This is a genomic window from Enterocloster aldenensis (genome assembly GCF_003434055.1).
Classification (GTDB): domain Bacteria; phylum Bacillota; class Clostridia; order Lachnospirales; family Lachnospiraceae; genus Enterocloster; species Enterocloster aldenensis.
Genome location: NZ_QVEX01000002.1, coordinates 92,742 through 115,143, shown reverse-complemented (window position 1 = coordinate 115,143; position 22,402 = coordinate 92,742). Strand labels below are relative to the sequence as shown.

The window sequence follows — 22,402 nt, the reverse complement described above, 5'->3', positions numbered from 1 at the left end:
AGGTTCATTATGAGGAAGAAATTATTAGCAGTAACACTGGGGGTGTGTATGGCAGGTTCCATGCTGTACGGATGTGGTTCCAAGGAGGCGCCGGCTGCCCCGGACGGACAGGCCGCCATGTCCCTTGACAGCGCGCAAGAGGACGGGGATGCAGGAAAGGCGGATAAGGACAAGGCAGCTTCAGGGGAGGTCAGGACCGTTGTTTTCTGGGATGAGAATGCAGGCCCTAACCGGACGCCGTATTATGAAGAACTGATCAAGCGGTTTGAGGAGCAGAATCCGGATATCAGGATTGAGTATGTGGGCCTTCCCAACAGTGATGCAAAAAATAAGATTGAGGTTGCGGTAACCGGCAACGCTGCCCCGGACGTGTGCGGCATGCCGCCCCAGTGGCAGGCGGGATTTATCTTGAATGACGCCCTGGAACCGCTTGATACGTACTTTGACTCATGGGAGGAGCATGACAAGATTAACCAGTCCATCGTGGAATCCCTGCGCACCTTGTCCGTGGATGACAAGCTGTACTGCATACCAAACACATCTACCTTTAACCCTATGTTCTGGGGAAGGAAGGACTGGTTTGAGGAGAAAGGGGTGGAGGCGCCCGGGACATGGGATGACTTCTATAATCTGGTTGAACTGTTTACGGACAGCGATGCAGGCACCTATGGGTTCAGCATCCGCGGCGGGGCAGGAGGGCCCATGCAGCTTCAGGAATACCTTTACGCATATTCCGGCATCACACAGCCATTTACAGAAGACGGGAAATCCACGATTAATGATCCGAAGAACGTGGAGGCCCTGGACCGGCTTAAGGACATCTATAACAAGTACACACCGGAAAGCGATATTTCCAACGGTTATAAGGAAATGGTAGCTGCTTTTGATACAGGAAGCGCGGCAATGATACAGCATAACCTGGGGTCCTTTGGCGAACACAGCAAAACCCTGGGAGAAGGCAAATTCTTTGCATTCGCACCCCCTGTATCGGCCACGGGGAAACGTGTGATTTCCGGCGGTTATCCGGTCAATGGCTATGTCATGTTCAAACAGTCCCAGGTCAAGGATGAGGCATGGAGGTTCATCAGTTTCTTATGCTCCGCAGGGTCACAGAGCTACTGGAACCAGAATATCGGGCAGGTTCCTACCCATACGGACCTGACAAATGAAGACTGGGTAGTAAATACCCAGCACATCAATGAGGCGATGAAGATGCAGTCTGATGACAATACGGTTGCATTCCCGTATCCGCTGTATCTGCCGGATTACCAGTCCATCCAGGATTCCATTGCAGCGCCGGGATTCCAGGCAGTACTGGCAGGACAGAAATCCTCGGAGGAGTTCCTGACAGAATGGGCAGATGCCATGACAGGTGCACAGGCAGAATACACGCAGCTGATTAAGAAATAGCGGACCGCAGGGAGGGGTACGGATGACAGGAATCCGTATCCCTTCCTGCAGGTATATGAGGAGGAAAATCATGAATTACGGTAAAAGTGAATGGAGGCCCCTGCTGGATTATGTGGAAATGCTTCATGGAAAAAGCCAGTTCAGGCCCCGGGGCGTGCTGCCATATCCATGGGAGGATATCGGCCCCGGCTATTGCTATGGTCCGGCCTTCGGGCATTGGGATGCAGTACACATTGCACTCGACCTTCTGGAAGACAATCCGGACCAGGCCAGGCACCAGGTTGACAACCTGATAAGCCTTCAGCAGGAGGATGGTATGATCCCAAGTATCATATGGATGAGGAGGGATGCCCCGGCGGACTGGGCGCCGGGCCAGACCCATCCCCCGGTATGGGTGTCTGCAGCGGATATGATATATCAGATAAGCAGGGATAAGGCGTGGTTAAAAACCTGCGCAGATGCCCTTAAACGTCAGGTATCATGGTTTGAACACAGCCGCAGCACGGCAGATGGGGGATTTTATTATACGGATATAAAAAACCATCTCTGGGAAAGCGGCGTGGATGAGGGAATCCGGTTCATGCAGGTTCCGGAAGGGGAAAAGTCCTGTGTGGATGCTTGCTCCCATGTGTATCTCATGTATGACCGGCTTCTGGCGTGGCAGCAGGAACTGTACGGTATCAGGGACAGGACCCTTGAGGAAAAAAGGGATTATCTTGGGCAGTATATACGGAATGTCCTGTATGACCGGGAAACAGGTTTCTTCTATGACAGCTGGTCCGTGGACTGTCCGGAAAACAGGCATCTTTGCTTTGAAGGATTCTGGCCGGTGATTGTGGGCGCCGCAGATCCTGAACAGGCTGGATCTGTCATTGAGCGCCATATGATGGATGAACAGGAATTCCTGTCACGGCACCCCATGCCCACAGTCTCCCTGACAGATCCCTTGTATGAGAAGCGGATGTGGAGAGGCCCTGCCTGGAATTCCATGACCATGTGGGCTGCCATGGGGTGTATGCGGTATGGAAAATATGAGGAGGCAGGGCGTCTGCTGGAAGCAGCCCTTGACGGGACTTACCGGATTTATTCCCAGACCGGCTGTATCTGGGAATTCTATGATTCCCTTGGGGGAAGGCCGGAACAGGTACAAAGGAAACCACAGACAGGATTTAACATGCCCTGCAGGGATTATCTGGGCCATAATCCATTGCATTACATGGCAAGGCTTTGGGAGGAGTGCAGGCATGGAGGATGAGAGAGGGGGCTGCGGCCGGCCAGGGGACTTTGTCCATATAGAGGGCTGCGGTCAGATGAATGACAACCCAAGATACAGCGCAAGGTTCAGCTGCGCGGATGGTTCCCCTGTCAGCACCATAGCGCTGGGAACCATGTACTTCGGCAGCCGGATAAACATGACAAAGTCCGAGGAGCTGCTCCATACATATACATCCCTGGGCGGGAACCAGATTGACACGGCCAGGAGTTATGCCAGCTGGCTGGATGGACGGGACGGCACAAGCGAGCAGGCCATCGGCAGGTGGCTGAAGGAATACGGACAAAGAGAAACGCTTTTTATAGGAACCAAGGGCGGACTGATGCCAAGAGGATATAACAGGGACAGGGGCTGTCTGTCCTGTTCCCATCTGGAAGAAGAACTTCATAAAAGCCTGGATGCCCTGGGCACAGGATATGTGGATGTGTTCTGGCTTCACAGGGATGAGAGGGAGCGTCCGGTGGAGGAGATTGTGGATACCTGCGATGCATTGGTCCGGCAGGGACTGGTCCGCTATATGGGCGCTTCCAACTGGAGTACGGAGCGGATCCAGGCAGCCAATGCCTATGCAGGGGCAGCGGGGAAACACGGGTTTTCCATGAGCCAGATACAGTTTGGCCTAGGCGTCTGCACACCCAAGGCATGGGGGGACGGATCCGTTGTATGTATGGATCCCCTATCCTATGAATGGTACAGGACAGCTGATATCCCCCTGTACGCCTATTCGGCCCAGGCCCAGGGATTTTTCAGCCTGTACCTGGAACAGGGGGAGGATGCATTAAATGAAGACACAAGGAGAAAATATCTCACAGAGGAAAATATAGCAAGGGCCAGGCGGCTCAGGGAAGCCAGCCTGAGGACCGGAATTGGTGTATCCGCCCTGGTCATACAGTATGTGCTGACCAGGGAGTTTGAAACCTTCCTGGTCCTTGGATGCAGCAGGGCTGCACGGATCCGGGAGGCATTTGCGTCCATGGATGTGAAGATACCGGATATTCTGGATGTGAGGGAATAAATGTGATATAAATGGTATATGCGCCGTCCGGCCGGCAGCCACACTGACCGGATGAAGCATATGGAAGTTTTTACAGGAAAGGGGACCGCCATGACAGGTGACAGATTTCCGTCAGAGATTAAAACGTATACGGACAGGAAAAGCGGGCTGCGCATCAAACAGCTGACGGACAGACATGTGAATTTCCATATGTATTTTACAGATAACTCCTTTGATGGGGATAGCGGATCCATATACTTTTTCTCGGACCGCTGTAATGGCAGAGGTATTTATAACCTGTTCCATATGGACCTGGATACAGGCGTGATGACCCAGGTAACGGATGAGCCCGAGGGGGTCTGGCTGAGCACGGCCACCAAGACAAGGGACAGCCGGTATCTTGTATACTGGTCCGGCTGCCGGTTAAAGGTAATGGATACCGTGGAGAAAACAGTGAAAACAGTATATGAGGACCACGATATGCTGGTCCAGAATTTTTCGGTCAGCAGCGACAGGAAACGGATTGGATTCATACGCAATGAGGATGTGGGGGCCGGACAGGACGGCGGCCCTAATTATTCAGGATTTAAAGATAAAATGTATGCAATCAAGGACAGCCGGATTTCTGTGGTCAACATGGATGGCACGGGCTTTCATGATGTATGGAGGGATACCAACTGGCTGTCACATTTCCAATTTTCACCGGATGATCCCTCCCTTGCCATGTTCTGCCATGAAGGGCCCTGGAACTGCGTGAACCAGAGGATATGGCTTATCAACATGGACAGCGGGGATGTGTGGCCCTGTTTCCGGCAGGGGGAGGAGGACTGCGTGGGACACGAGTTCTGGACAAAGGACGGGATGATTGTGTTTGATAACCGGGGGGCAGGCCATGACGGCACCATTTCCTCGGACAGGACCCAGGTATTTACACCGCCTTCCCCGGGAAGCCGGCAGCCGTACTTCGGCATTGCGGATAAGACAGGACAGGTACAAAGGACGGTGCCCATGCCTTTTTACTGTAACCATTACATGGCCAGTCCGGTAAAGGATGAGTTTGTGGGGGACGGAACAGATGACATCGTATTAATCCGCATGGGAACGGATGGGAAACCGTGCCTGCGGGTGCTGGCAAACCATAATACCACATGGCTGTACCAGCATTCCCACTGTCATCCCACGTTCAGCTGGGACGGCCGCAAGATCCTGTATGCGGCTGATACGGATGAAGGACACTGTAATCTGTTTTTGATTGAGGATTGGGAGCAGGAATGAGATGGGAGGAAATGGAACCGGCCGGAAAACGGCAATGAAGCACATACCGGTTATGTGGCTTTTAGTGATTGTGTTCGTGCCTGTGATGGTGGCGACAATCCTTATTATGGGCACTACGTTCCAGCGCATGTCATATAACCAGGTGACGGAAAGCTCAAGGGCCAATATGCTTAATTCGCTGACCCAGTCAACCAGCGTGCTGGACAGCCGCATGGCGGATCTGATGGAGCGGTTCCAGTATATTGAGAACAGCAGTGACATGCTGTCCCTTGCCCTTGTGATGTCCCAGGAAAATGTGGACAGGGACAAAGGACAGTATTATATCAATCTGAGGAAAAGCATTGATGACCAGTTTGTGTCATCCGGGTCTTTTTTGGATTCCGTAATCATTGATTTTAATGACGGGCGGTTCAGGATGTACCGATGCGGGGATATACCGGTAAAGATAGATTTTAACTATGACGCATGGTATGAACACAATCAGTCCATCTATAACTGGAGCTTTCTTCACGATGATACGGTTTTTCAGGTGACGGATGCGGAAAACAACCGCAAGAACAACCGGGTGTTTTCCCTGTACAGGCTGTATGGCAGGCCGGGGCAGCCCGGACAGGGCGGAATCGTGTTTAATATCAGGGAATCCATGTTCCGGGATATGCTGACCATACCGGATATCAGTGAAAATGGATATGTGGCCCTGATACATGACGGCAGTCTTATATGCTATAAGGATGTGGATGAGTCTTATACGCTGTCAGCACAATCCCTGCGCCAGCTTCAGCAGATGGCGGATATATCCGGAGGAATCAAGGTCAGGAGCGTATCCGGACAGGAAATGATGGTCTATACAAGGCACCTGAAGACAAACGGATGGCTTGTGGCTGCCTTACTGCCAACCAATGAGATGTTCCACGATGTGCGCATGATGCAGAATTCCATCCATTTTACCATGATTGCGGTGATTGTGTGCAGCGTACTGGCCTGTGTGGTGCTGAGCCGTCTGATTGTGCTGCCCATCAAGCGGCTGACCGATACCGTATCGGTTGAGGATGTCACCTCAATATCCAATGTTTCCTCAGGCGGCGCCAGGGAGATACAGATCCTCAGCGGCAAAATCAATGAATTGCTGTCCAGGGTAAGGCAGCTGATTGAGCAGGTGAAAGAAGAACAGGAAAAAAAGAGGGAGGCAGAGCTCTCCCTGATGCAGGAGCAGATTAACCCGCATTTTCTTTATAATACGCTGTATTCCGTGCAGCAGCTCTGCGAACTGGATGAATCAAAGGAGGCCAGCGCCATGGTCCTTGCTTTGTCCAATTTTTTCAGGACCGGATTAAGCCGTGGGGAAGATGTGGTAACCATAGATACGGAAATCAACCATGTGAAAAACTATCTTGTAATCCAACACATGAAATATGGGGACAAATTTGAATATGAAATAGAAATCGGGCCGGATATACGCAGCTGCCGTATGCTTAAGCTGACATTGCAGCCCCTTGTGGAGAACGCACTGCATCACGGGATACAGAATCAGGCGGGAAAGGGAACCATCACCATTGCCGGGAAACGTGAGGGCGGGCGTATCCTATTTGAAGTAAGGGATACAGGAGCCGGAATGAGCCGTGAACGGCTGGAACAGGTCCAAAAAAGCATGAATCAGGAAGAGGGATACAGCCAGATAAGCTTTGGGCTGAGGAATGTGTATTCCAGGCTTATGCTTTATTATAACGGGGAGGCCGGGCTGGAAATTGAGAGCGGTCCGGGGCAGGGAACGGTTATAAGGGTGTATATCCCGGTAACCTAACATACCTGGAACCTAACATACCTGGAACCAATTCCGGCTGTTGAAAAGGAGGTTTTATGTACCGTGTATTGATTGCAGATGATGACGCCATCATCCGCAGAGGACTTAAAAAGACAATTGACTGGGAAATCTATGGAATGGAAATCGTGGGAATTGCATGTGACGGTCAGGAAGCCCTTGCCATGTTAAAGGAACTTGCGCCCCATCTGCTGCTGACGGATATCAAGATGCCGCAGATGTCCGGAATTGAACTTATGAAGGAGGCCCGCAGGCTTTACCCGGATATCCAGGTCATCCTCCTGACTGCGTATGAGGATTTTGAGTATGCAAAAGAGGCAATTAAGCATAAGGCATGTGATTATCTCCTGAAGCCGCTGGCAAAGGAGGAACTTTTAGAATCAGTCCTGAATACAAAAAAACAGTTTGAGAGCCGTATGAGGGATACCCACCGGAAAAATAAAAGCATACCGCTTTTAAGCCGTCAGTTTATCAATGACCTGATGGCAGGGTATTATGGGAAAGCCAGGATAGAGGAAGCTGTTCAGGAATTGGGGCTGAAGATATACAAAGAGAACCTGATTGCCCTTGACCTGCTTATCGTGGATTATTATGATAAGACCAGGGATTTATGGGGGGAACTTCTCAAATATGCGGTTTATAACTGTGTCCAGGAACTGGGGCAATCCGTGGATATCTGTGCAGTGGAGGTATTCCAGGGAAATGCCGACCATGTGTATATCATCCTGTCCAGCCAGGATGGGGGATGTAACCTGGAAGAACAGGGGGCAGGATTTGCAGGGAGGATACGGGGGACCATCCTGGAGGTGCTGGAGGTGGAGACAGCGCTGGGAATTGGAAACCGGTATTCCGGCCTGGAACGGATGGGGGACTCCATACAGGAGGCGTTTACAGCCTTAAAATACAGACATTTATCAGAGCGGGACGGTTACTCTGTGTTTCATGAGGCCGTTTCCTGGGAATCCGGGAAAAAGGCGGAACTGGGCGAGGGAAATAAGCTTCTTATCCAAAAAGTCCTGATGGGCAACCGTGAGCAGGCCCTGGGACTTCTGGAGCAATGCAGGGCCAAGGTGCTGAAGGAGGGGATTACCTTTGGGAACCTCCGCATGTGGTGCATCGGCCTTACCGCCCATCTGCTGCAGGAAACAGGGAACTGGAGCCGTCTGGAAGGGAGCCTTGATTATTATGAATACTGTGACAGGATCTGTGCCAGCTCAGACTTATCACAGATATTCGGGATTGTGGCAGACCTGATCCGGGATATCTGCACAGGGGTTAACGAGACACAGGCAGACTCAAAAACAGTCCTTGCGCACAAGGCGGAAACGTATATAAGGAATAATTATCCGGATAGTGAGCTGTCCCTGAATGATGTGGCAGAGGAACTTCATGTAAGCCCGGTCTACCTGTCCATCCTGTTCAAGAAGACAAAGCAGGTTACATTTTCCGATTTCCTGTCGGAAATCCGGATGGAAGCAGCCAGGGAACTGGTGGAGCATACCGGTCTTAAGGCATATGAGATTGGGGAACGGGTAGGATATGTCAATGCCAATTATTTTTCCTGTCTGTTTAAACGGCGCTACCATGTGTCGGTGTCGGAGTATAGGAAACAGTTGGGGGCCACATGATGGGAAAGCAATTTTCAAACTTCAAACATACCCTAAGGGACACCAGGCTCAGCCCGGTGTCCCTTTTAGGTCAGATGGTCCCCTTACTGTACCGTTGTCTGAAGCCAGAAGTTAGAGCCTGAGCCGGCCAGGGTAACGGTCGTGGACGTGTTCCTCTGGAATGACATCCAGGTATCCACGATTGGCGTGCGCATGTTATTGCCGCTGTAAATGGTAATACGGTAGCGGCCAGGAGCCACATTATAGAACCTGGTGAAATCCATAAAGCCAAGATTGGATACAACCAGACGGTTATTCACATAGATTTGAACGGGGCCTCGGAGTGCCGCATTATAAAACCGTACCCTCGCAATGGAAATAGGGAAGACCGTACCTGGAAGGATGAATCCCCAGTTCCATGACCAGTCCGGATTCAACACAGGAGGAATGGGCCTTGGAGGAATGGGCCTCGGAGGAACGGGCCTCGGAGGAATGGGTCTCGGAGGAACGGGCCTTGGAGGAATGGGTCTCGGAGGAACCGGCCTCGGAGGAATGGGCCTTGGAGGGATAGGCCGGTCAGGCCGTCCGGGAGGATTAGGCCGGTCAGGCCGTCCGGGAGGATTAGGCCGGTCGGGCCGTCCGGGAGGATTAGGCCGGTCAGGCCGTCCGGGAGGATTAGGTCTGTCAGGAATAGGGGGAACCGGCCGGTCCGGTAAAGGAGGGACCGGTCTGTCCGGCCGGAACATTGCGGGCTGGTCCTGCATGGGCTGGGCAGTGCGTCCGGTCATGGGATTGCCAAAAGCCTGGTCATCTTCCTGGTTGTCTTCATACGGGATGATCGGGTCATACTCCTGGGAATTAACCCAGTCTTCTGAATAGCCCATATCAGGTGATAAATCATCAGGCTGCAATTCATCTGCCTGCAGATCATCAGGCATGGTTTCATCTGTCTGCAGATCATCAGGCTGTAATTCAGAACCTGCTGCAGGGTAAGGATAAATGTCTTCCGGCATGGAAGGATAGTATTCGTCGTAATACATACAGTAACCTTTCATAATATGCTTTGTCATATCTTATGCAGCGGAAACGAAATGGTGAGTTGGCTATGTGCCTCCAGGCGGTTTTAGGACGATTCGCTGAATAAAAAAACGAAATGGCGTTCTGCTAATGACAATCCTGAAGGGATGTTCTCCCGGTGATTCCAAAGGTGTGATGAAAGAATATGGTCCAATTGTCAGGTGGTGGTTTAATGGGTGTGTAAAAGTGTATGTTCTTGCAACAGATGGAAAGATTGATTATAATAAAAGGAGATACATATGGAGATGGCAGTGAAAAACAGGCAGACCGTTAAGCGTCTTAAGGAACTGACCCTGCTGGACCGCTTTTTATTTGCGGAAACCATGGAGGATAAAAGGAACCTTCAGTTAATACTATCAATCTTATATCCGCCATGCCCTTTGATTTATGGGGGTATGGGAGATATAAGTATACCTTCAGGATGGCCTGCCAGGAACAGGCAGGATTGCTGTTGGAGGATGGGGCAAGCAGGATATTCTTAAACACCCATGGGACAAATGGGGAGGGAGTGGACACGGAACTGATAGAACTGCTCCATTATATGGAACAGACTACAGACCAGGCGGCATCCCACAGCACCAGCCAGCGTATCAAGGAACTGCACGGACGGGTCAGCCAGCTAAAAGCAAGTGAAGAGATTGGGGTGAAGTATATGCAGGAGTGGGAAGAGAAGATATATTTACAACAGGAAGCCAGGGCAGCAGGCGAGGCAGCAGGTGAGTCCGTGAAGTTAATCAGGCAGGTAAGGAAGAAGGCTGCAAAGGGGATTCCGGCAAAGGAGTGTGCGGATATGCTGGAAGAGGAGGTTTATCTGATAGAAAAAATTTATGACATGGTGAAAGCAAACCCGGACTGGGATGAGGTCAGGATATATGAGGCTTTGAAAACCACCGGATAAAGGAAGTGGAGGCGCCTTTTTTGGGATATCCGAAATCCTGCATGCATCATAGGATGAATAGAACAATCCGGAAAATCAGAAGATATGGATAAGAGAAAAAGGATATTTTGGAAAAGGAGTATGTATATGCAGTCAGGCCATGATGAAAAGATGGATACGGAAGTAAGGGAAATACTGGATTATTACAGAAGACTTCCGGATCGCGGTTCCCAGGAGGTGATCGTAAGCATGCTGCGGGAGCTTCAGGATGTATGCGGATGGATTGGACCCTCCATCCTGGAGGCGGCGGCACAGGCGGCCGGGGTTAAGGTATCCCTGATTCAGGTCATAATGAAACGGTATCCCAGCCTGAAAAAATCCCCTTATGTCCATGAGATTATTGTCTGCACAGGCAGAAACTGTGCAGGCAGGGACAATCTTAAGGTCCTGCAGGAGGTGAAGCGGCTGCTTAAGATAGGCAGTGACGGCATCTCTGAGGATGGAAGGGTTTATATGAAAACAAGGGCATGCCTGAAACAATGCAGGACAGCACCTAATATTATGGTAGATGGGAAAATATGCAGCGGAAAAAGTGCAGAGGAGATTATTTCCATGGTCATGGGCCATGGGGCGGATATATAAAATAGTCAGATTATATTAATCAAAATGTAAGACAGCCTCCTTACCGATGTGCTACTATGTAAATATAAAATTTCTGGAAGTGGACCGGAACAGGAGGGATGTACATTTGTTTATGGATTCTTTTTTCTGGGGAGGCGGTTTTGAAGTGATATTTTCCCTGATGTCTGTCATTGTGATTGGCATGTTTATAGTAGTGGCGGTAAAGGGAATCGGGCAGTGGAATAAGAACAATCAGTCGCCAAGGCTGACCGTTCCTGCGTCGGTAACCGCAAAGCGTACCAACGTGAGCCGTCATCAGCATGCCAATGCAGGGGACGTGACCGGCGCCCACGGATTCCATTCCACCTCGACCACCAGTTATTATGTAACATTCCAGGTGGAGAGCGGGGACAGGATGGAGCTGTCCGTGACCGGCAGGGAATATGGGATGCTTTCAGAGGGCGATGCAGGCAGGCTGAGTTTTCAGGGAACCAGGTATCTTGGGTTTGAGAGACAGGATGTGGGGTCCGGGATATAAAAATCTGCATAAAGCAGTAAAATAATGCATATCTGCACAGGTTGCCGTGTTATATTACATTCATCGGAAACGTAAATAACCGATAACACGCGCCGGTATGCAAATGGCTGAAGCAAGCGGTCTGTAAAACCGTGACCCTGGTGGCAAACATTGTTGGTTCAAATCCAACCCGGCGCATGCGTGTATTTGGGAGTCAGGTCCTGATGTCCTGATACACCGTTCGGGCAAATGTGGCAGAGTGGCTGAATGCGGCTCCCCGCTAAGGAGTTGGCCGGGTAACCGGCCCGAAGGTTCGAATCCTTCCATTTGCGTACTTGACATGGATAAAGGATTATGTATATACTGTAACCGTGAAATGCAGGGGGGTCATCACACCCCGGCAAAGAGTGTAAAGAATCGTATAAAGAATCATGGAAAGGAAATGAGTGGATTATGGCAGTCAGGAACATGGTCAGGGAATTGAGTTATGGGCAGTCCGGTGTCAGCAGTTATGAGTATGGCTGCGGCAGCGGACGGATTGGCGTAACAGAGAACCAGGACTGCCAGGGCGCCCATTAATAAAGAATGGAAATATGGGGCCTTAATGCAGGCCCTTTTTGATGCAGAAAGAGAGGAAGGTTACCGTGCATCAGACCATGTTTCCATTACTGATCATGAACATACTTGAAAACCATGCCACAAAGGACCATCCCTTAACCATTACAGAGATTACGGATTTCATTAACCGGGAATTTGCCCCGTTTGCAATGGAAAAGGATAACGTTGTGAACCGTTCCACTGTCATGCGGATCCTGGATGCAATGGAGTTCTGGACAGAAGGGAATCTGTTTAATTTCCATGTGGTGCAGTGCGGGACAGACGGCAAGAAAATGTTCTGTCTGGAACGTTGAAAAATAAACAATCAACTGGCAAAAAGATAAGCAAACGTGATATGAAAAGGGCTTCCAGGCATCCGGGCGGATGCGGGGGTTCTTTTTTTATGAAAAACAGTGGTTAATTATGCACAATTAATAATGGATAATGGAACATATAATGGCAGTATTGACATTGAATTGACGAACCAATGCCCGACAGTACCCGCACTAATGACCTTATTATATAAAAAACACGATAATAAATTATAAAATTTTCATAAGTGTTGGAGCTCCAACATATCTCCTGGAAAAAGCCTGTTATAATTTTAACTATCTTAAGGGAGGGATTGGTGGAACAGATATGAAGACAGAGGAAACGAAACTTACATTTTATGGTAACCAGGCGTTTGCCATGCTGCCGTTGGTGGGATATATACTGATTGGCGGGACTTTTTCAGTCGGACTTCACTATTATTCCATGAAAGGCCTGTCCTTTGCAGCGGCGGTCTCCCTCTTTGCAGGCTTTTTCCTTTGCAGGGAGAAGGACAGATATTGGGACAGCGTGGTCCATGGTCTGGCCCAGTATGGCAATTCCAGGCTGATATTTGTTTTTATGGTCATCGGCATTTTTTCCAAGCTGATGAATACAGGAGGGATTGGGGACGGGTTTATCTGGCTCAGTCTCAAACTTGGGATTTCAAGAAGCGGATTCGTGGTATTCAGTTTCCTGGCCTCAGCCATGATTTCCATGGGCGCAGGTGCACCGATTGCAGCCATGTTTGCAGTGATACCGATTTTCTATCCGCCGGGAATCCTGCTGGGAGCCAATCCTGCCATGCTGGCAGGGGCTTTAATCAGCGGTATTTTCTTTGGGGATGCAATCTCCCCAAGCTCACAGGTCATCAATACAACCGTGATGATACAGCATGACGGCGTGACGGGACATCCCGCAGACCTGTTGGAGACCCTGAGGATGAGGACACCCTACATCCTGGCGGCAGGCGGGTTAGCCATGGTGGTTTATCTGATTTTTGGCGGACGCGGAGGCACCATGGGGGATATTTCCCAGATATCAGCCATGTCCTCCCCCCAGGGACTTTGGATGCTGATTCCGTTGGCAGTGCTGCTGCTTGTCTGTTTCAGGACCGGTAACCTGTTCATGGGATTGTCCTTTGCAATTGTGTCGGGATTCGTGGTGGGACTTCTGACCGGGGTTCTTTCCCCTTCCGACATCGTGGCCATTGATTATGGCACTTTGGGACTGAAAGGCGTTATCTTTGAGGGAATCAGCGGAATGCTGGATGTGGTGGTTTCCACCATCCTGCTGTATGGACTGATAGCGGTGGCCGTGGATGGAGGTATGATGGAGCGGTGCTGTACCTGGCTTTTACGCAGGAATATCATGGGAACCGCCCGCGGCGCAGAGACCGTACTGACAGCCGGAATCATCCTTACCAATATACTTCTGGCAGGCTGTGTGCTGCCGTCCATCCTGATGTTCGGCGGCATGGCGGACAGGATTGGGCAGGAAAGCGGCATATCCCCGGAACGCAGGAGCATTCTCCTGACAGCCAATGCCACCAACTTCAGCGCCATTATCCCTATCAACAGTGCATTTGTCATGGGCAGTGTGACAATTATCAATGAGATGGTGCAAAAGCATGGTTATCTTCCAACGGTGTCCCCATTCCAGATTTTCAGCGCGGCGTTTTACTGCCTGTTCCTTACAGGAATCTGTGTGATCTGGGTGGCTTTGGGAGAAAGGGCCGGAAAGGGCGGACGCCAAAAGGCACAGGAAATTTCCCCGGTAAGGGGGAGCTGAAACAGGAACTGATATGGATTGAAACCGTGTTTTATGATAGAAAGGAGAGTTGGTTATGGACGCAGTATATGATCTTATTATCGTTGGCGGCGGACCGGCAGGGCTGTCAGCGGCTATCTATGCCGGACGTTCCGAGCGCCGGACACTGCTGCTGGAAAAGGGAAGTTATGGCGGAAGGATTAATGATACGTATGAAATCAGGAATTATCCGGGAACCAAAGCGGACAGCGGGCAGCACCTGATGGAGCTGTTCAGGGAACACGCTGCCAGCCATCCCACGGTAGAACTTAAGCGCACCACCGTGACAGGAGTCCGGAAAGAGGACGACACGTTCATTGTGGAGACAAAGCGGCGCGGGGATTTCATGGCGCGCAGCGTCATCCTGAATCTGGGCACCAGGCCCAGGGAACTTAATATCAAGGGCGAGAGGGAATTTACCGGGCATGGGGTTGCCTACTGTGCGACCTGCGACGCGGAATTCTTCAAGGGAAAGGAAATCTATGTGCTGGGAGCCGGTGACCAGGCCATTGAGGAATCGGATTACCTGACCGGCTTTGCATCCAAGGTGACCATTGTAGTGCTTCATGAGGAAGGACATCTGGACTGTAACGAGGTTGCGGCCGAGCATGCGTATAAGAACCCGAAAATTGATTTTGTGTGGAGTTCCACGGTACAGGAAATCAAGGGAAGCGGCCATGTGGAGTCACTGGTATTAAAGAATGTTGACACGGGCCGGGAAACAGAGGTGAAGGCTGACGGGCTGTTTCTGTTCGTGGGCATGGTGCCCCAGACCGAACTGGTGAAGGACATGGTGGACTGCGACAAGGCCGGTTATATTAAGGTCAATGAGAAAATGGAAACCAATGTTCCGGGACTTTATGCGGCGGGCGATTGTACCCAGACGTTCCTGCGCCAGGTCGTTACCTCGGCGGCGGACGGCGCGGTGGCGGCAGTTGCGTCGGAGCGCTATGTAAAGGAACTGGAACAGATACAGGCAATCCTGGGGCCGGATTCGGGCAGGACCGCATTTTTATTCTACAACCCGTACAGCAATGAGGAGATTGAGAAGACCGCCCGGCTGGAACAGGAGTTAAGCGGACAGTGGAAGTTATACAGGCAGGACGTCACAAGGCAGAACCTGCTCTACAACAGCCTGAAGCTGGAACGGACGGTGGCGGGGGCATTTTACGATAACGGAAAGCTGGTTGAAATCAAACAGGCTTTTTAACAAATAATAATAATATGATGGAGGATATGAAATATGGGACAGCCACTTGTTTTTCCACACGGAGTCACTGTTTACAACCCTGAAAAATGCTGGAGCGGTTATACGATTGTTCCGTTAATCAATGATGGTGTGTTATTGTTTGACATGAACGGCAACGAGGTAAGGCGCTGGAACATACACGCCATGCCGCCAAAGCTTCTTCCCGGCGGATATGTGATGGGCCTTTCCGGATACCGCCATCCTGACTATGGCATGCAGGACGGGGTCAACCTGATTGAGATTGACTATGACGGCAATATTGTATGGGAATTTGACCACTTTGAAAACATCGACGACCCTGGCAGGGACCACAGATGGATGGCGCGCCAGCATCATGATTACCAGAGGGAGGGCAACCCGGTTGGTTATTACGTACCCGGAATGGATGCAAAGCCACTTTCAGGCAACACCCTGATCCTGGTACACCAGACCATCCACAATCCTAAGATTTCCGATAAAAAACTGCTGGATGACGCCATGATTGAAGTGGACTGGGATGGAAATATCCTATGGAAATGGTCCATCAGCGAGCATTTTGATGAACTGGGATTTGACGAGGCCGCCAAGAACGTGCTGTTCCGCGACCCCAACCTGCGCGCATCGGACGGCGGTGTGGGCGATTACCTGCATGTGAACTGCATGAGCTACCTGGGACCGAACAAATGGTATGACCAGGGAGATATGCGTTTTAAGCCGGACAACATAATCTTTGACTGCCGGGAAGCCAATATCCTGGCAATCCTGGATAAGGAAACCGGAAAGATTGTATGGCGGATCGGACCTGATTTTAACGCAACACCGGTGCTTAAGAAGCTGGGATGGATTATCGGGCAGCATCATTTCCACATGATTCCCAAGGGGCTGCCGGGTGAAGGCAACCTGATGGTCTTTGATAACGGCGGCTGGGGCGGCTACGGGACCCCCAACCCATCCTCTCCAATCGGCGTCAAAAATGCATTGAGGGATTACAGCCGTGTGCTGGAGTTCAATCCCGTTACACTGGAAGTGGTATGGAAACTGACTCCCAAGGAACTGGGCCATGCGATTCCCACGGACGCCAGCAAATTCTACAGTCCCTATGTCAGCAGCGCGCAACGTCTGCCCAACGGCAATACCCTGGTAACCGAAGGCTCGGACGGCAGGCTCATTGAGGTAACGCCGGACCATGAGATTGTTTGGGAGTGGATTTCACCGTATTACACGCACAATGAAAAGGGGCCCAGGAACAATATGATTTACAGGGCCTACCGTTACCCCTACAGTTATGTGCCGCAGGAGCCGGTTCCGGTGGAGGTACCCATTGAGCGCATTGACAATGTGACCTACCGCGTTCCGGGCGCAGGCGCGTTTGGGGCAAAAAAGGTGATTGACGTTGAGGGGACTTTGCCGTATTATCAAGATGTGGCGCTCTGCGTGGCAACGGATGATGAGGAAGACCTGTCACAGAGGGAAAAGGTTTTTGAAGTGGATACGCAGGTATTCCATCCCGCCGACGCGGCCAGCTGGAAGGATGAGGTCCTGGCAGTGGAGGATAAACCGGTCCTGGTACTGTTCGGCGCAGAACGCTGCGTTCACTGTAAGGCCCTGCACCCTGTGCTGGAAGAGGCCCTGAAGGAAGAATATGACGGGGCATACGAAATCCGTTATGTGGATGTGGATGCAAACCAGGATCTGGTGGACACCTACAATGTGGGAGGTATCCCGGTGGTAGTCATATTCCGGAATGGAAAGGAAGTACTGAGGTTTAACGGCGAGATGGATTATGACGATCTGTGTGATATCCTGGACCGCCCATTGGGATAAAGCCTGAACCTGCCATAGGCAGTGATAGAAAAGACCAGAAGAGGAGCTGTTTGGAACAGCCCCTCTTTCCGTGGTTCATGGAGGAAGGAATATGCGCGATTTTTTCACGATTTCAGATAATGCATGCAGGGTCCCCTTTGCAGACCTCTGCAAAAGAAATGAGGAGTACCGCACCTATTTTGTGCGCAGGACCTATGAGGCATCCCAGTGCATACACCCCCAGGGAACAAAAATCAGTTGTTTCGGGATCGTGGAGAGCGGTATCCTAAAGGCTGTGAACAATACAATCAATGGCGTGGAACAGTGCCATTCGTATTTTGAGGCCAAGGACCTTTTTCCTGAATTCCTTTATTTTACCGGCAGGAAGAATTATGTATATACATTGATTGCAGAGAAAAAATCAACGGTTCTCTGGATTCCGGTCCATGTGCTGGAGGAAATGCTGGAAAAGGACCAGGGGCTGATGTATGCGCTGCTGCTCTATGTCTGCCAGCGGGGACTGAAGGACCAGCTGTACCTTAACTGCCTCAACTATCAGACCATTCGGGAACGGATTGCCTACTGGATTGTGGGACTCCACAACCTGTCTCCCGTGGAAAGCGTCCATATGCCCGGTTCCCAGTTGATCCTGGCCAATATGCTTCATGTGAGCCGTTCATCCCTGAACCAGGAGCTGAAGCTGATGCAGAAGGATGGATACTTTAAGGTCAGGGGGCGGGAAATGTATGAGCTGGACGAGGAGAAGCTGAATGCGCTGCTTTAAGCTTATGGGCTACTGGGCGGCGCGGTAGCTTTTCAGGATATTGTTCATGCTTCGGGTAATATGCTGCTCCATCATCTGACGTGCTTTTGCCGCGTCCTTGGAGCGTATGGACTGCAGTATCTGTATATGCTCCTCGGTGGATTGGACATAGTGGTCCAGCTCTGAGTTGGCGCTGCCGGTGCTGGGGCCATTCCAGAGACTCATCAGGAAATTATACAGTTTCTGGTTATCCGCAGCTGTCCAGATGGAAGTATGGATTTCCTGATTCAGTTCCGTGTAATAGGGACGGTCCAGGGTGGAGAGGTTGTCCGTCAGATGATACAGTCTGGCAAGCAGTTCCGATACATCCATGCCGTTTCTGGCCGCCCTTACGGCTGCTTCTGATTCCAGAAGGATCCTCATCTCATAATGGTCCGTGATGAATTTCTGGTCAATCTGTTTAACGATTGCCCCCTTATTCATACGCAGTTCAATCAGGCCCTCGGCAGCAAGGGTCTGGAATGCTTCACGTACAGGAGTCCTGCTGACTCCAAGTTTTTCTGCTATCTCGGTCAGGCTCAGTTCCTGGCCGCTTTTATATTCCCCTGCAAGGAGTGCTTTTTTTAATATAGATGTAATACGGACCCTTGCAGGCATCATTTCCAGAGATTCCATTGATTTCACCTCGAACGTTTTGTCTTTATCATCATACCATACCCCTATTTTTATTGTCAAATGCCATAACTGAGTGCAGGATGAATTGTGGAATATACACAAAAATATAAAGAAAATCAAAATAAATGTTGCGTTATTTATTCAAATATGATAATGTTTAACACGTAGATTGAATATCGTATACGATATACGATTTTTACGGAGTGAAGGAGGAGAAAAAATGCATGCAATTGAAAAGATTCTTGCAAAGAACAGCGGCCGTACCCATGTAAAGACCGGGGAAATCATCACTGCAAAGATTGATTTTGCTGAGATCAACGACCTGTATCTGCAGACCGTGTATTCCTTTTATGAAATGGGCGGGGAGAAGGTCTGGGATAACACCCGGGCAGCATTTGTATTTGACCATTATGCACCTGCGCCAGATATTAAAAGTGCGGCCAACCACGGGGAAATGAGGGAATTTGCCAGGAAGAACCAGCTAAAGTATCATTTTGACACCAATTGCGGGGTCTGCCATCAGGTGATGCCTGAGGCCGGGGTGATTTATCCGGGAATGATAATCGTGGCTACGGACAGCCATACCACGACCCACGGCGCCTTTGGAGCCATGGGAACGGGCTGCGGTGCAACAGATATGGCCACAATCCTGATGACAGGGGAGCTGTGGTTCCGGGTTCCGGAGATAATTGAGGTACGTCTGGAAGGAAAAGCGCCTGAGGGAGTATTCCCAAAGGATGTCATCCTTAATGTCCTGGGCAGGATAAAGGCGGACGGCGCTGTTTATAAGGCCATTGACTTTACCGGAAGCTATGTGGAGAGCCTGAATGTTGCGGGCAGGATGGTCATCTGCAACATGGCTGTGGAGATGGGGGCGAAGACCGCATATATGCAGCCGAACCAGGATGTCCTTGATTATGTGTCAAAACGTGCGGTACGCCCTTTTGAGGTACAGGATACGGACCCTGGCTTTGAGTATGGCGAAAGCCATGTGTTCGATGTGTCAGGAATGGAACCCCAGCTGGCATGCCCGCACAGCGTTGATAATGTGGATACGCTGGCCCATGTGACTGCAAACCGGGAGATAAAGCTGAATCAGGGATACATAGGAAGCTGCACAGGCGGACGTGAGGAGGATATCGCAGTTGCGGCCAGGATCGTGAAGGGAAGACACATACCTCCGTACAGCAGGCTGGTGGTGGTGCCGGCATCTTCTGAGGTCATGCTTTCCTGTATGGAAAAAGGATACATACAGGATTTGATGAATGCAGGGGCAACCATAACCACGCCTGGGTGCGGCGCTTGCCTGGGCGCCCATGAAGGAATCATTGCGCCGGGTGAAACCTGCATCAGCAGTACCAACCGGAACTTCCCGGGACGGATGGGATCCAACCAGGCATCCATATATCTGGCGAGCCCGGCCACCGTGGCGGCCAGTATCATCAATGGCCGTATTACAGACCCGCGGGATTATTTATAGGAGGCAATAAGATGAATACAGAGATGACAGGAAAAATCATTGTTTTGGGCAATAACATCGACACGGACCAGATTTATCCGGGAAGGTTCCTGGCAATTACGGACCCTGGGGAGATTGGCAGCCACTGTCTGGGCGGGGTGGATGAATCCATTGCCTCCTCATTCCCGAAAGGAGGTATGGTGGTCGCAGGCACTAATTTCGGATGTGGTTCCAGCAGGGAACATGCGCCCATTGCCCTGCTTAACATGGGTGCGTCTGCTGTGCTGGCTGATTCATTTGCACGGATTTTCTTCCGCAACTCCATTAACCTGGGGCTGCCCCTGATTATATGTAAGGGCATAAGCAAAGAGGTCCGTGACGGCCAGACTTTGAAGCTGGACATAAGAAAAGGCACGGTTACAGTGGAAGAAACAGGTAAGGTTTATGCCTGTGAGCAGCTGGGTGAGCATGCGCTTAACATCCTGGAGGCAGGAGGAATCAAGCCCTTGATGCGGGAAAGGTTTAAGAAGGATGAAAAAGAAGGATGAAAAAAAGGACGAACACAAATCAATAAAATAGGGGGATTCAATTATGCCAATGGAGTTTGTATTTATAATAGGTATGGCCGTGCTTTTGTTCCTGTGCCTCAAGGTAAGGGCCAATGCGTTTATTTCACTGCTTGCAACCGCACTTGTCATGGGACTGCTGTCCGGAATGACAGGAGCTGACACAATCGGGGCCATCACAGGCGGATTTTCCGGAACCGTCAAAAGTATTGGCATCATCATTATTTTCGGGATCATGCTGGGCAATTATCTGGATGCGGCAAAGGGAACCAACCGCATGGCGCTGGACGCGGTCCGGCTGGTGGGACAGAAGCGCGCAGGACTGGCCATGGCAATCACTGGTTATATCGTGTCCATACCTGTATTTTCAGATGCAGCCTTTGTCATCCTGACGCCGCTTGTAAAGGCAATCCACAAAAAGACCAGGATACCCCTGGCAATCCTGGCGGTCAGTCTTTCAGCAGGCCTGCTGGCAACCCATGTGTATGTTCCGCCAACGCCAGGCCCTCTGGCAGCGGCAGGGCTTCTTGGGATTGATATCGGGCAGGCAATCATGTACGGGGCGTTTGCAGCGGTTTTCATGACCTTATTCGGATGGGGGTTTGCAGAGATATATTTCCGCAACAAACCTTCCAGCTTTTATTCCTTCCAGGAATCTGGGAAAAAAGAGGAGGAGGGTCTGGATATTGAGGATGAAACAGACCTTCCGGGAACCATGGCAAGCCTTCTTCCATTGGTTGTGCCGATTCTTCTGATCCTTGGAAAGACAACATGCGACATGCTGTGCCCGGAAGGTTCTCTGCTGCTTACCGTCACATCTTTTATCGGGGACTCCAATATTGCCCTGGCAATCGGTGCAGTGCTTGCTATGGCAACCCTTGGAAAAAGACTGGGAGGTAAGAAGGTGTTGGAAATCATGGACAAAACCTTAAAGGATGCCGGACCCATTGTATTCATCACTGCTGCAGGAGGTGCTCTGGGACAGGTGTTAAAGGTATCCGGCGCAGGTGACAGCCTTGCTGCGATGGTAGTGAATACCGGGCTGCCATTTATCCTCATACCTTTCGTGATTTCCGGACTGTTAAAGATAGTCCAGGGCTCAGGCACCGTAGCCGTGACAACCGCAGCCACCTTGTGCGCGCCCATTGCAGCCAGCCTGGGTCTTAATCCAATCCTCATATTCCTGGCATCCGGCGCAGGTGCGCGGGCCTGCTGCCATGTAAATGACAGTTATTTCTGGGTATATACCAACTGTATGGGATTTGATATGGAGACAGGACTTAAGACCTTGTCCATCAGCAATGTGATGATGTCCCTGGGGGGCCTGTGCGCCACCTTTATCTGCAGCCTCTGGCTGTAGGGAATATTAAAATCAACTATGCTTTCCAGTCAGTTTCAGATATAATCATCATAGGGGAATAGGACTGGACAAAGGATTTTATCTGCGCCCGTGCAGGGGTGCGGACGGAAAAAACGGAGGACAACACTGCCGATATCCTTTTATGGGACAGGGATGGTGCTGAGGGGAATGGGTACAGTGGGAAACTGGCCATTGTGGGGCATACGCCTGTGGTTGACCCTGTTTATCTGGACGGAGTTTCTGTGCCTGCGTGGAGCGGATTGGATACGCGCCCGCTGCATTTGAGGCAATCAGGAAAGGGATACTGGAGGCGGACAGGAAGGGGATGGAACAGGGGAGATGAAGCAGGGTTACAGGAAGCAG

Annotated in this window: 20 protein-coding genes and 2 tRNA genes; 20 read left to right on the top strand and 2 right to left on the bottom strand. The window is 50.8% G+C overall.

The window, feature by feature from the left end; genetic code table 11:
* Positions 1 to 9 precede the first annotated feature (9 nt).
* The 6 genes from DWX59_RS06830 to DWX59_RS06805 all read left to right on the top strand — a co-directional run bounded on the left by DWX59_RS06830 (position 10) and on the right by DWX59_RS06805 (position 8,399).
* Complete coding sequence (locus DWX59_RS06830) at positions 10 to 1,410, top strand: ABC transporter substrate-binding protein (RefSeq protein WP_117557466.1); 1,401 nt, start codon at positions 10 to 12, stop codon at positions 1,408 to 1,410.
* Between the two features lie 70 nt (positions 1,411 to 1,480).
* Positions 1,481 to 2,665, top strand: a complete 1,185-nt coding sequence (locus tag DWX59_RS06825; RefSeq protein WP_166460181.1) for an MGH1-like glycoside hydrolase domain-containing protein — start codon at positions 1,481 to 1,483, stop codon at positions 2,663 to 2,665.
* Positions 2,655 to 3,698 (top strand): aldo/keto reductase, encoded by a 1,044-nt coding sequence (locus DWX59_RS06820; protein ID WP_117557462.1) that lies wholly within the window; start codon positions 2,655 to 2,657, stop codon positions 3,696 to 3,698. The genes DWX59_RS06825 and DWX59_RS06820 overlap by 11 nt, the downstream gene beginning before the upstream one ends.
* A 60-nt stretch (positions 3,699 to 3,758) precedes the next feature.
* Positions 3,759 to 4,952 carry an oligogalacturonate lyase family protein gene (locus DWX59_RS06815; RefSeq protein WP_235844941.1) on the top strand — a complete coding sequence of 398 codons (1,194 nt, stop codon included), beginning with the start codon at positions 3,759 to 3,761 and terminating at the stop codon, positions 4,950 to 4,952.
* A gap of 1 nt (position 4,953) precedes the next feature.
* Complete coding sequence (locus DWX59_RS06810; RefSeq protein ID WP_117557460.1) at positions 4,954 to 6,753, top strand: sensor histidine kinase; 1,800 nt, start codon at positions 4,954 to 4,956, stop codon at positions 6,751 to 6,753.
* A 56-nt stretch (positions 6,754 to 6,809) separates the two neighbouring features.
* Positions 6,810 to 8,399, top strand: coding sequence for a response regulator transcription factor (locus tag DWX59_RS06805; RefSeq protein ID WP_117557458.1), 1,590 nt, complete (start codon positions 6,810 to 6,812; stop codon positions 8,397 to 8,399).
* A gap of 83 nt (positions 8,400 to 8,482) precedes the next feature.
* Here the strand turns inward: DWX59_RS06805 and DWX59_RS06800 are convergent, their stop codons facing one another.
* Positions 8,483 to 9,433 (bottom strand): DUF4397 domain-containing protein, encoded by a 951-nt coding sequence (locus DWX59_RS06800; protein WP_235844940.1) that lies wholly within the window; start codon positions 9,431 to 9,433, stop codon positions 8,483 to 8,485.
* A gap of 395 nt (positions 9,434 to 9,828) precedes the next feature.
* Here DWX59_RS06800 and DWX59_RS06795 point away from each other — a divergent pair, with 395 nt between their 5' ends.
* The 11 genes from DWX59_RS06795 (at position 9,829) to DWX59_RS06750 (ending at position 18,000) form a co-directional block, all read left to right on the top strand.
* Positions 9,829 to 10,353, top strand: coding sequence for a hypothetical protein (locus tag DWX59_RS06795; RefSeq protein ID WP_235844939.1), 525 nt, complete (start codon positions 9,829 to 9,831; stop codon positions 10,351 to 10,353).
* Positions 10,354 to 10,479: 126 nt separating this feature from the next.
* A complete protein-coding gene (locus DWX59_RS06790) occupies positions 10,480 to 10,974 on the top strand; it encodes an NADH-quinone oxidoreductase subunit NuoE family protein (RefSeq protein ID WP_117557454.1) in 495 nt (164 codons plus the stop codon).
* Positions 10,975 to 11,080: 106 nt separating this feature from the next.
* Positions 11,081 to 11,491, top strand: coding sequence for a DUF2500 domain-containing protein (locus DWX59_RS06785; RefSeq protein ID WP_117557979.1), 411 nt, complete (start codon positions 11,081 to 11,083; stop codon positions 11,489 to 11,491).
* A gap of 89 nt (positions 11,492 to 11,580) precedes the next feature.
* Positions 11,581 to 11,668: transfer RNA gene (locus tag DWX59_RS06780), tRNA-Tyr, on the top strand.
* A gap of 47 nt (positions 11,669 to 11,715) precedes the next feature.
* Positions 11,716 to 11,802: transfer RNA gene (locus DWX59_RS06775), tRNA-Ser, on the top strand.
* Between the two features lie 121 nt (positions 11,803 to 11,923).
* Complete coding sequence (locus DWX59_RS29585; RefSeq protein WP_264469739.1) at positions 11,924 to 12,049, top strand: hypothetical protein; 126 nt, start codon at positions 11,924 to 11,926, stop codon at positions 12,047 to 12,049.
* Positions 12,050 to 12,114: 65 nt separating this feature from the next.
* Positions 12,115 to 12,381 carry a hypothetical protein gene (locus DWX59_RS06770; protein ID WP_117557977.1) on the top strand — a complete coding sequence of 89 codons (267 nt, stop codon included), beginning with the start codon at positions 12,115 to 12,117 and terminating at the stop codon, positions 12,379 to 12,381.
* A 325-nt stretch (positions 12,382 to 12,706) separates the two neighbouring features.
* Complete coding sequence (locus tag DWX59_RS06765; protein ID WP_117557452.1) at positions 12,707 to 14,167, top strand: Na+/H+ antiporter NhaC family protein; 1,461 nt, start codon at positions 12,707 to 12,709, stop codon at positions 14,165 to 14,167.
* A 55-nt stretch (positions 14,168 to 14,222) separates the two neighbouring features.
* Entirely contained in the window at positions 14,223 to 15,395 is a 1,173-nt protein-coding gene (locus DWX59_RS06760) for an NAD(P)/FAD-dependent oxidoreductase (RefSeq protein ID WP_117557450.1), read from the top strand.
* A 33-nt stretch (positions 15,396 to 15,428) separates the two neighbouring features.
* Positions 15,429 to 17,237 (top strand): aryl-sulfate sulfotransferase, encoded by a 1,809-nt coding sequence (locus tag DWX59_RS06755; protein ID WP_117557448.1) that lies wholly within the window; start codon positions 15,429 to 15,431, stop codon positions 17,235 to 17,237.
* Between the two features lie 91 nt (positions 17,238 to 17,328).
* Positions 17,329 to 18,000 carry a Crp/Fnr family transcriptional regulator gene (locus tag DWX59_RS06750; RefSeq protein WP_117557446.1) on the top strand — a complete coding sequence of 224 codons (672 nt, stop codon included), beginning with the start codon at positions 17,329 to 17,331 and terminating at the stop codon, positions 17,998 to 18,000.
* A 9-nt stretch (positions 18,001 to 18,009) separates the two neighbouring features.
* Here DWX59_RS06750 and DWX59_RS06745 read toward each other — a convergent pair whose 3' ends face one another.
* Positions 18,010 to 18,654 carry a GntR family transcriptional regulator gene (locus DWX59_RS06745; RefSeq protein WP_180215618.1) on the bottom strand — a complete coding sequence of 215 codons (645 nt, stop codon included), beginning with the start codon at positions 18,652 to 18,654 and terminating at the stop codon, positions 18,010 to 18,012.
* A 220-nt stretch (positions 18,655 to 18,874) separates the two neighbouring features.
* On the opposite strand from DWX59_RS06745, the gene DWX59_RS06740 reads away from it, so the two are divergent.
* The 3 genes from DWX59_RS06740 to DWX59_RS06730 are packed head-to-tail and all read left to right on the top strand — an operon-like array spanning position 18,875 to position 22,039.
* On the top strand, positions 18,875 to 20,134 hold the full coding sequence (locus DWX59_RS06740) for a 3-isopropylmalate dehydratase large subunit (protein ID WP_117557442.1): 1,260 nt from the start codon (positions 18,875 to 18,877) through the stop codon (positions 20,132 to 20,134).
* A gap of 11 nt (positions 20,135 to 20,145) precedes the next feature.
* A complete protein-coding gene (locus DWX59_RS06735) occupies positions 20,146 to 20,661 on the top strand; it encodes a LeuD/DmdB family oxidoreductase small subunit (protein ID WP_117557440.1) in 516 nt (171 codons plus the stop codon).
* Between the two features lie 43 nt (positions 20,662 to 20,704).
* A complete protein-coding gene (locus DWX59_RS06730; RefSeq protein ID WP_117557439.1) occupies positions 20,705 to 22,039 on the top strand; it encodes a GntP family permease in 1,335 nt (444 codons plus the stop codon).
* Positions 22,040 to 22,402: the final 363 nt, after the last annotated feature.

Bases quoted from the DNA above. Each gene is read 5' to 3' on its own strand.
- DWX59_RS06830 (WP_117557466.1), top strand. From the start codon at position 10: ATGAGGAAGAAATTATTAGCAGTAACACTGGGGGTGTGTATGGCAGGT.
- DWX59_RS06825 (WP_166460181.1), top strand. From the start codon at position 1,481: ATGAATTACGGTAAAAGTGAATGGAGGCCCCTGCTGGATTATGTGGAA.
- DWX59_RS06820 (WP_117557462.1), top strand. From the start codon at position 2,655: ATGGAGGATGAGAGAGGGGGCTGCGGCCGGCCAGGGGACTTTGTCCAT.
- DWX59_RS06815 (WP_235844941.1), top strand. From the start codon at position 3,759: ATGGAAGTTTTTACAGGAAAGGGGACCGCCATGACAGGTGACAGATTT.
- DWX59_RS06810 (WP_117557460.1), top strand. From the start codon at position 4,954: ATGGGAGGAAATGGAACCGGCCGGAAAACGGCAATGAAGCACATACCG.
- DWX59_RS06805 (WP_117557458.1), top strand. From the start codon at position 6,810: ATGTACCGTGTATTGATTGCAGATGATGACGCCATCATCCGCAGAGGA.
- DWX59_RS06800 (WP_235844940.1), bottom strand. From the start codon at position 9,433: ATGAAAGGTTACTGTATGTATTACGACGAATACTATCCTTCCATGCCG.
- DWX59_RS06795 (WP_235844939.1), top strand. From the start codon at position 9,829: ATGCCCTTTGATTTATGGGGGTATGGGAGATATAAGTATACCTTCAGG.
- DWX59_RS06790 (WP_117557454.1), top strand. From the start codon at position 10,480: ATGCAGTCAGGCCATGATGAAAAGATGGATACGGAAGTAAGGGAAATA.
- DWX59_RS29585 (WP_264469739.1), top strand. From the start codon at position 11,924: ATGGCAGTCAGGAACATGGTCAGGGAATTGAGTTATGGGCAGTCCGGT.
- DWX59_RS06765 (WP_117557452.1), top strand. From the start codon at position 12,707: ATGAAGACAGAGGAAACGAAACTTACATTTTATGGTAACCAGGCGTTT.
- DWX59_RS06760 (WP_117557450.1), top strand. From the start codon at position 14,223: ATGGACGCAGTATATGATCTTATTATCGTTGGCGGCGGACCGGCAGGG.
- DWX59_RS06755 (WP_117557448.1), top strand. From the start codon at position 15,429: ATGGGACAGCCACTTGTTTTTCCACACGGAGTCACTGTTTACAACCCT.
- DWX59_RS06750 (WP_117557446.1), top strand. From the start codon at position 17,329: ATGCGCGATTTTTTCACGATTTCAGATAATGCATGCAGGGTCCCCTTT.
- DWX59_RS06745 (WP_180215618.1), bottom strand. From the start codon at position 18,654: ATGGAATCTCTGGAAATGATGCCTGCAAGGGTCCGTATTACATCTATA.
- DWX59_RS06740 (WP_117557442.1), top strand. From the start codon at position 18,875: ATGCATGCAATTGAAAAGATTCTTGCAAAGAACAGCGGCCGTACCCAT.
- DWX59_RS06735 (WP_117557440.1), top strand. From the start codon at position 20,146: ATGAATACAGAGATGACAGGAAAAATCATTGTTTTGGGCAATAACATC.
- DWX59_RS06730 (WP_117557439.1), top strand. From the start codon at position 20,705: ATGCCAATGGAGTTTGTATTTATAATAGGTATGGCCGTGCTTTTGTTC.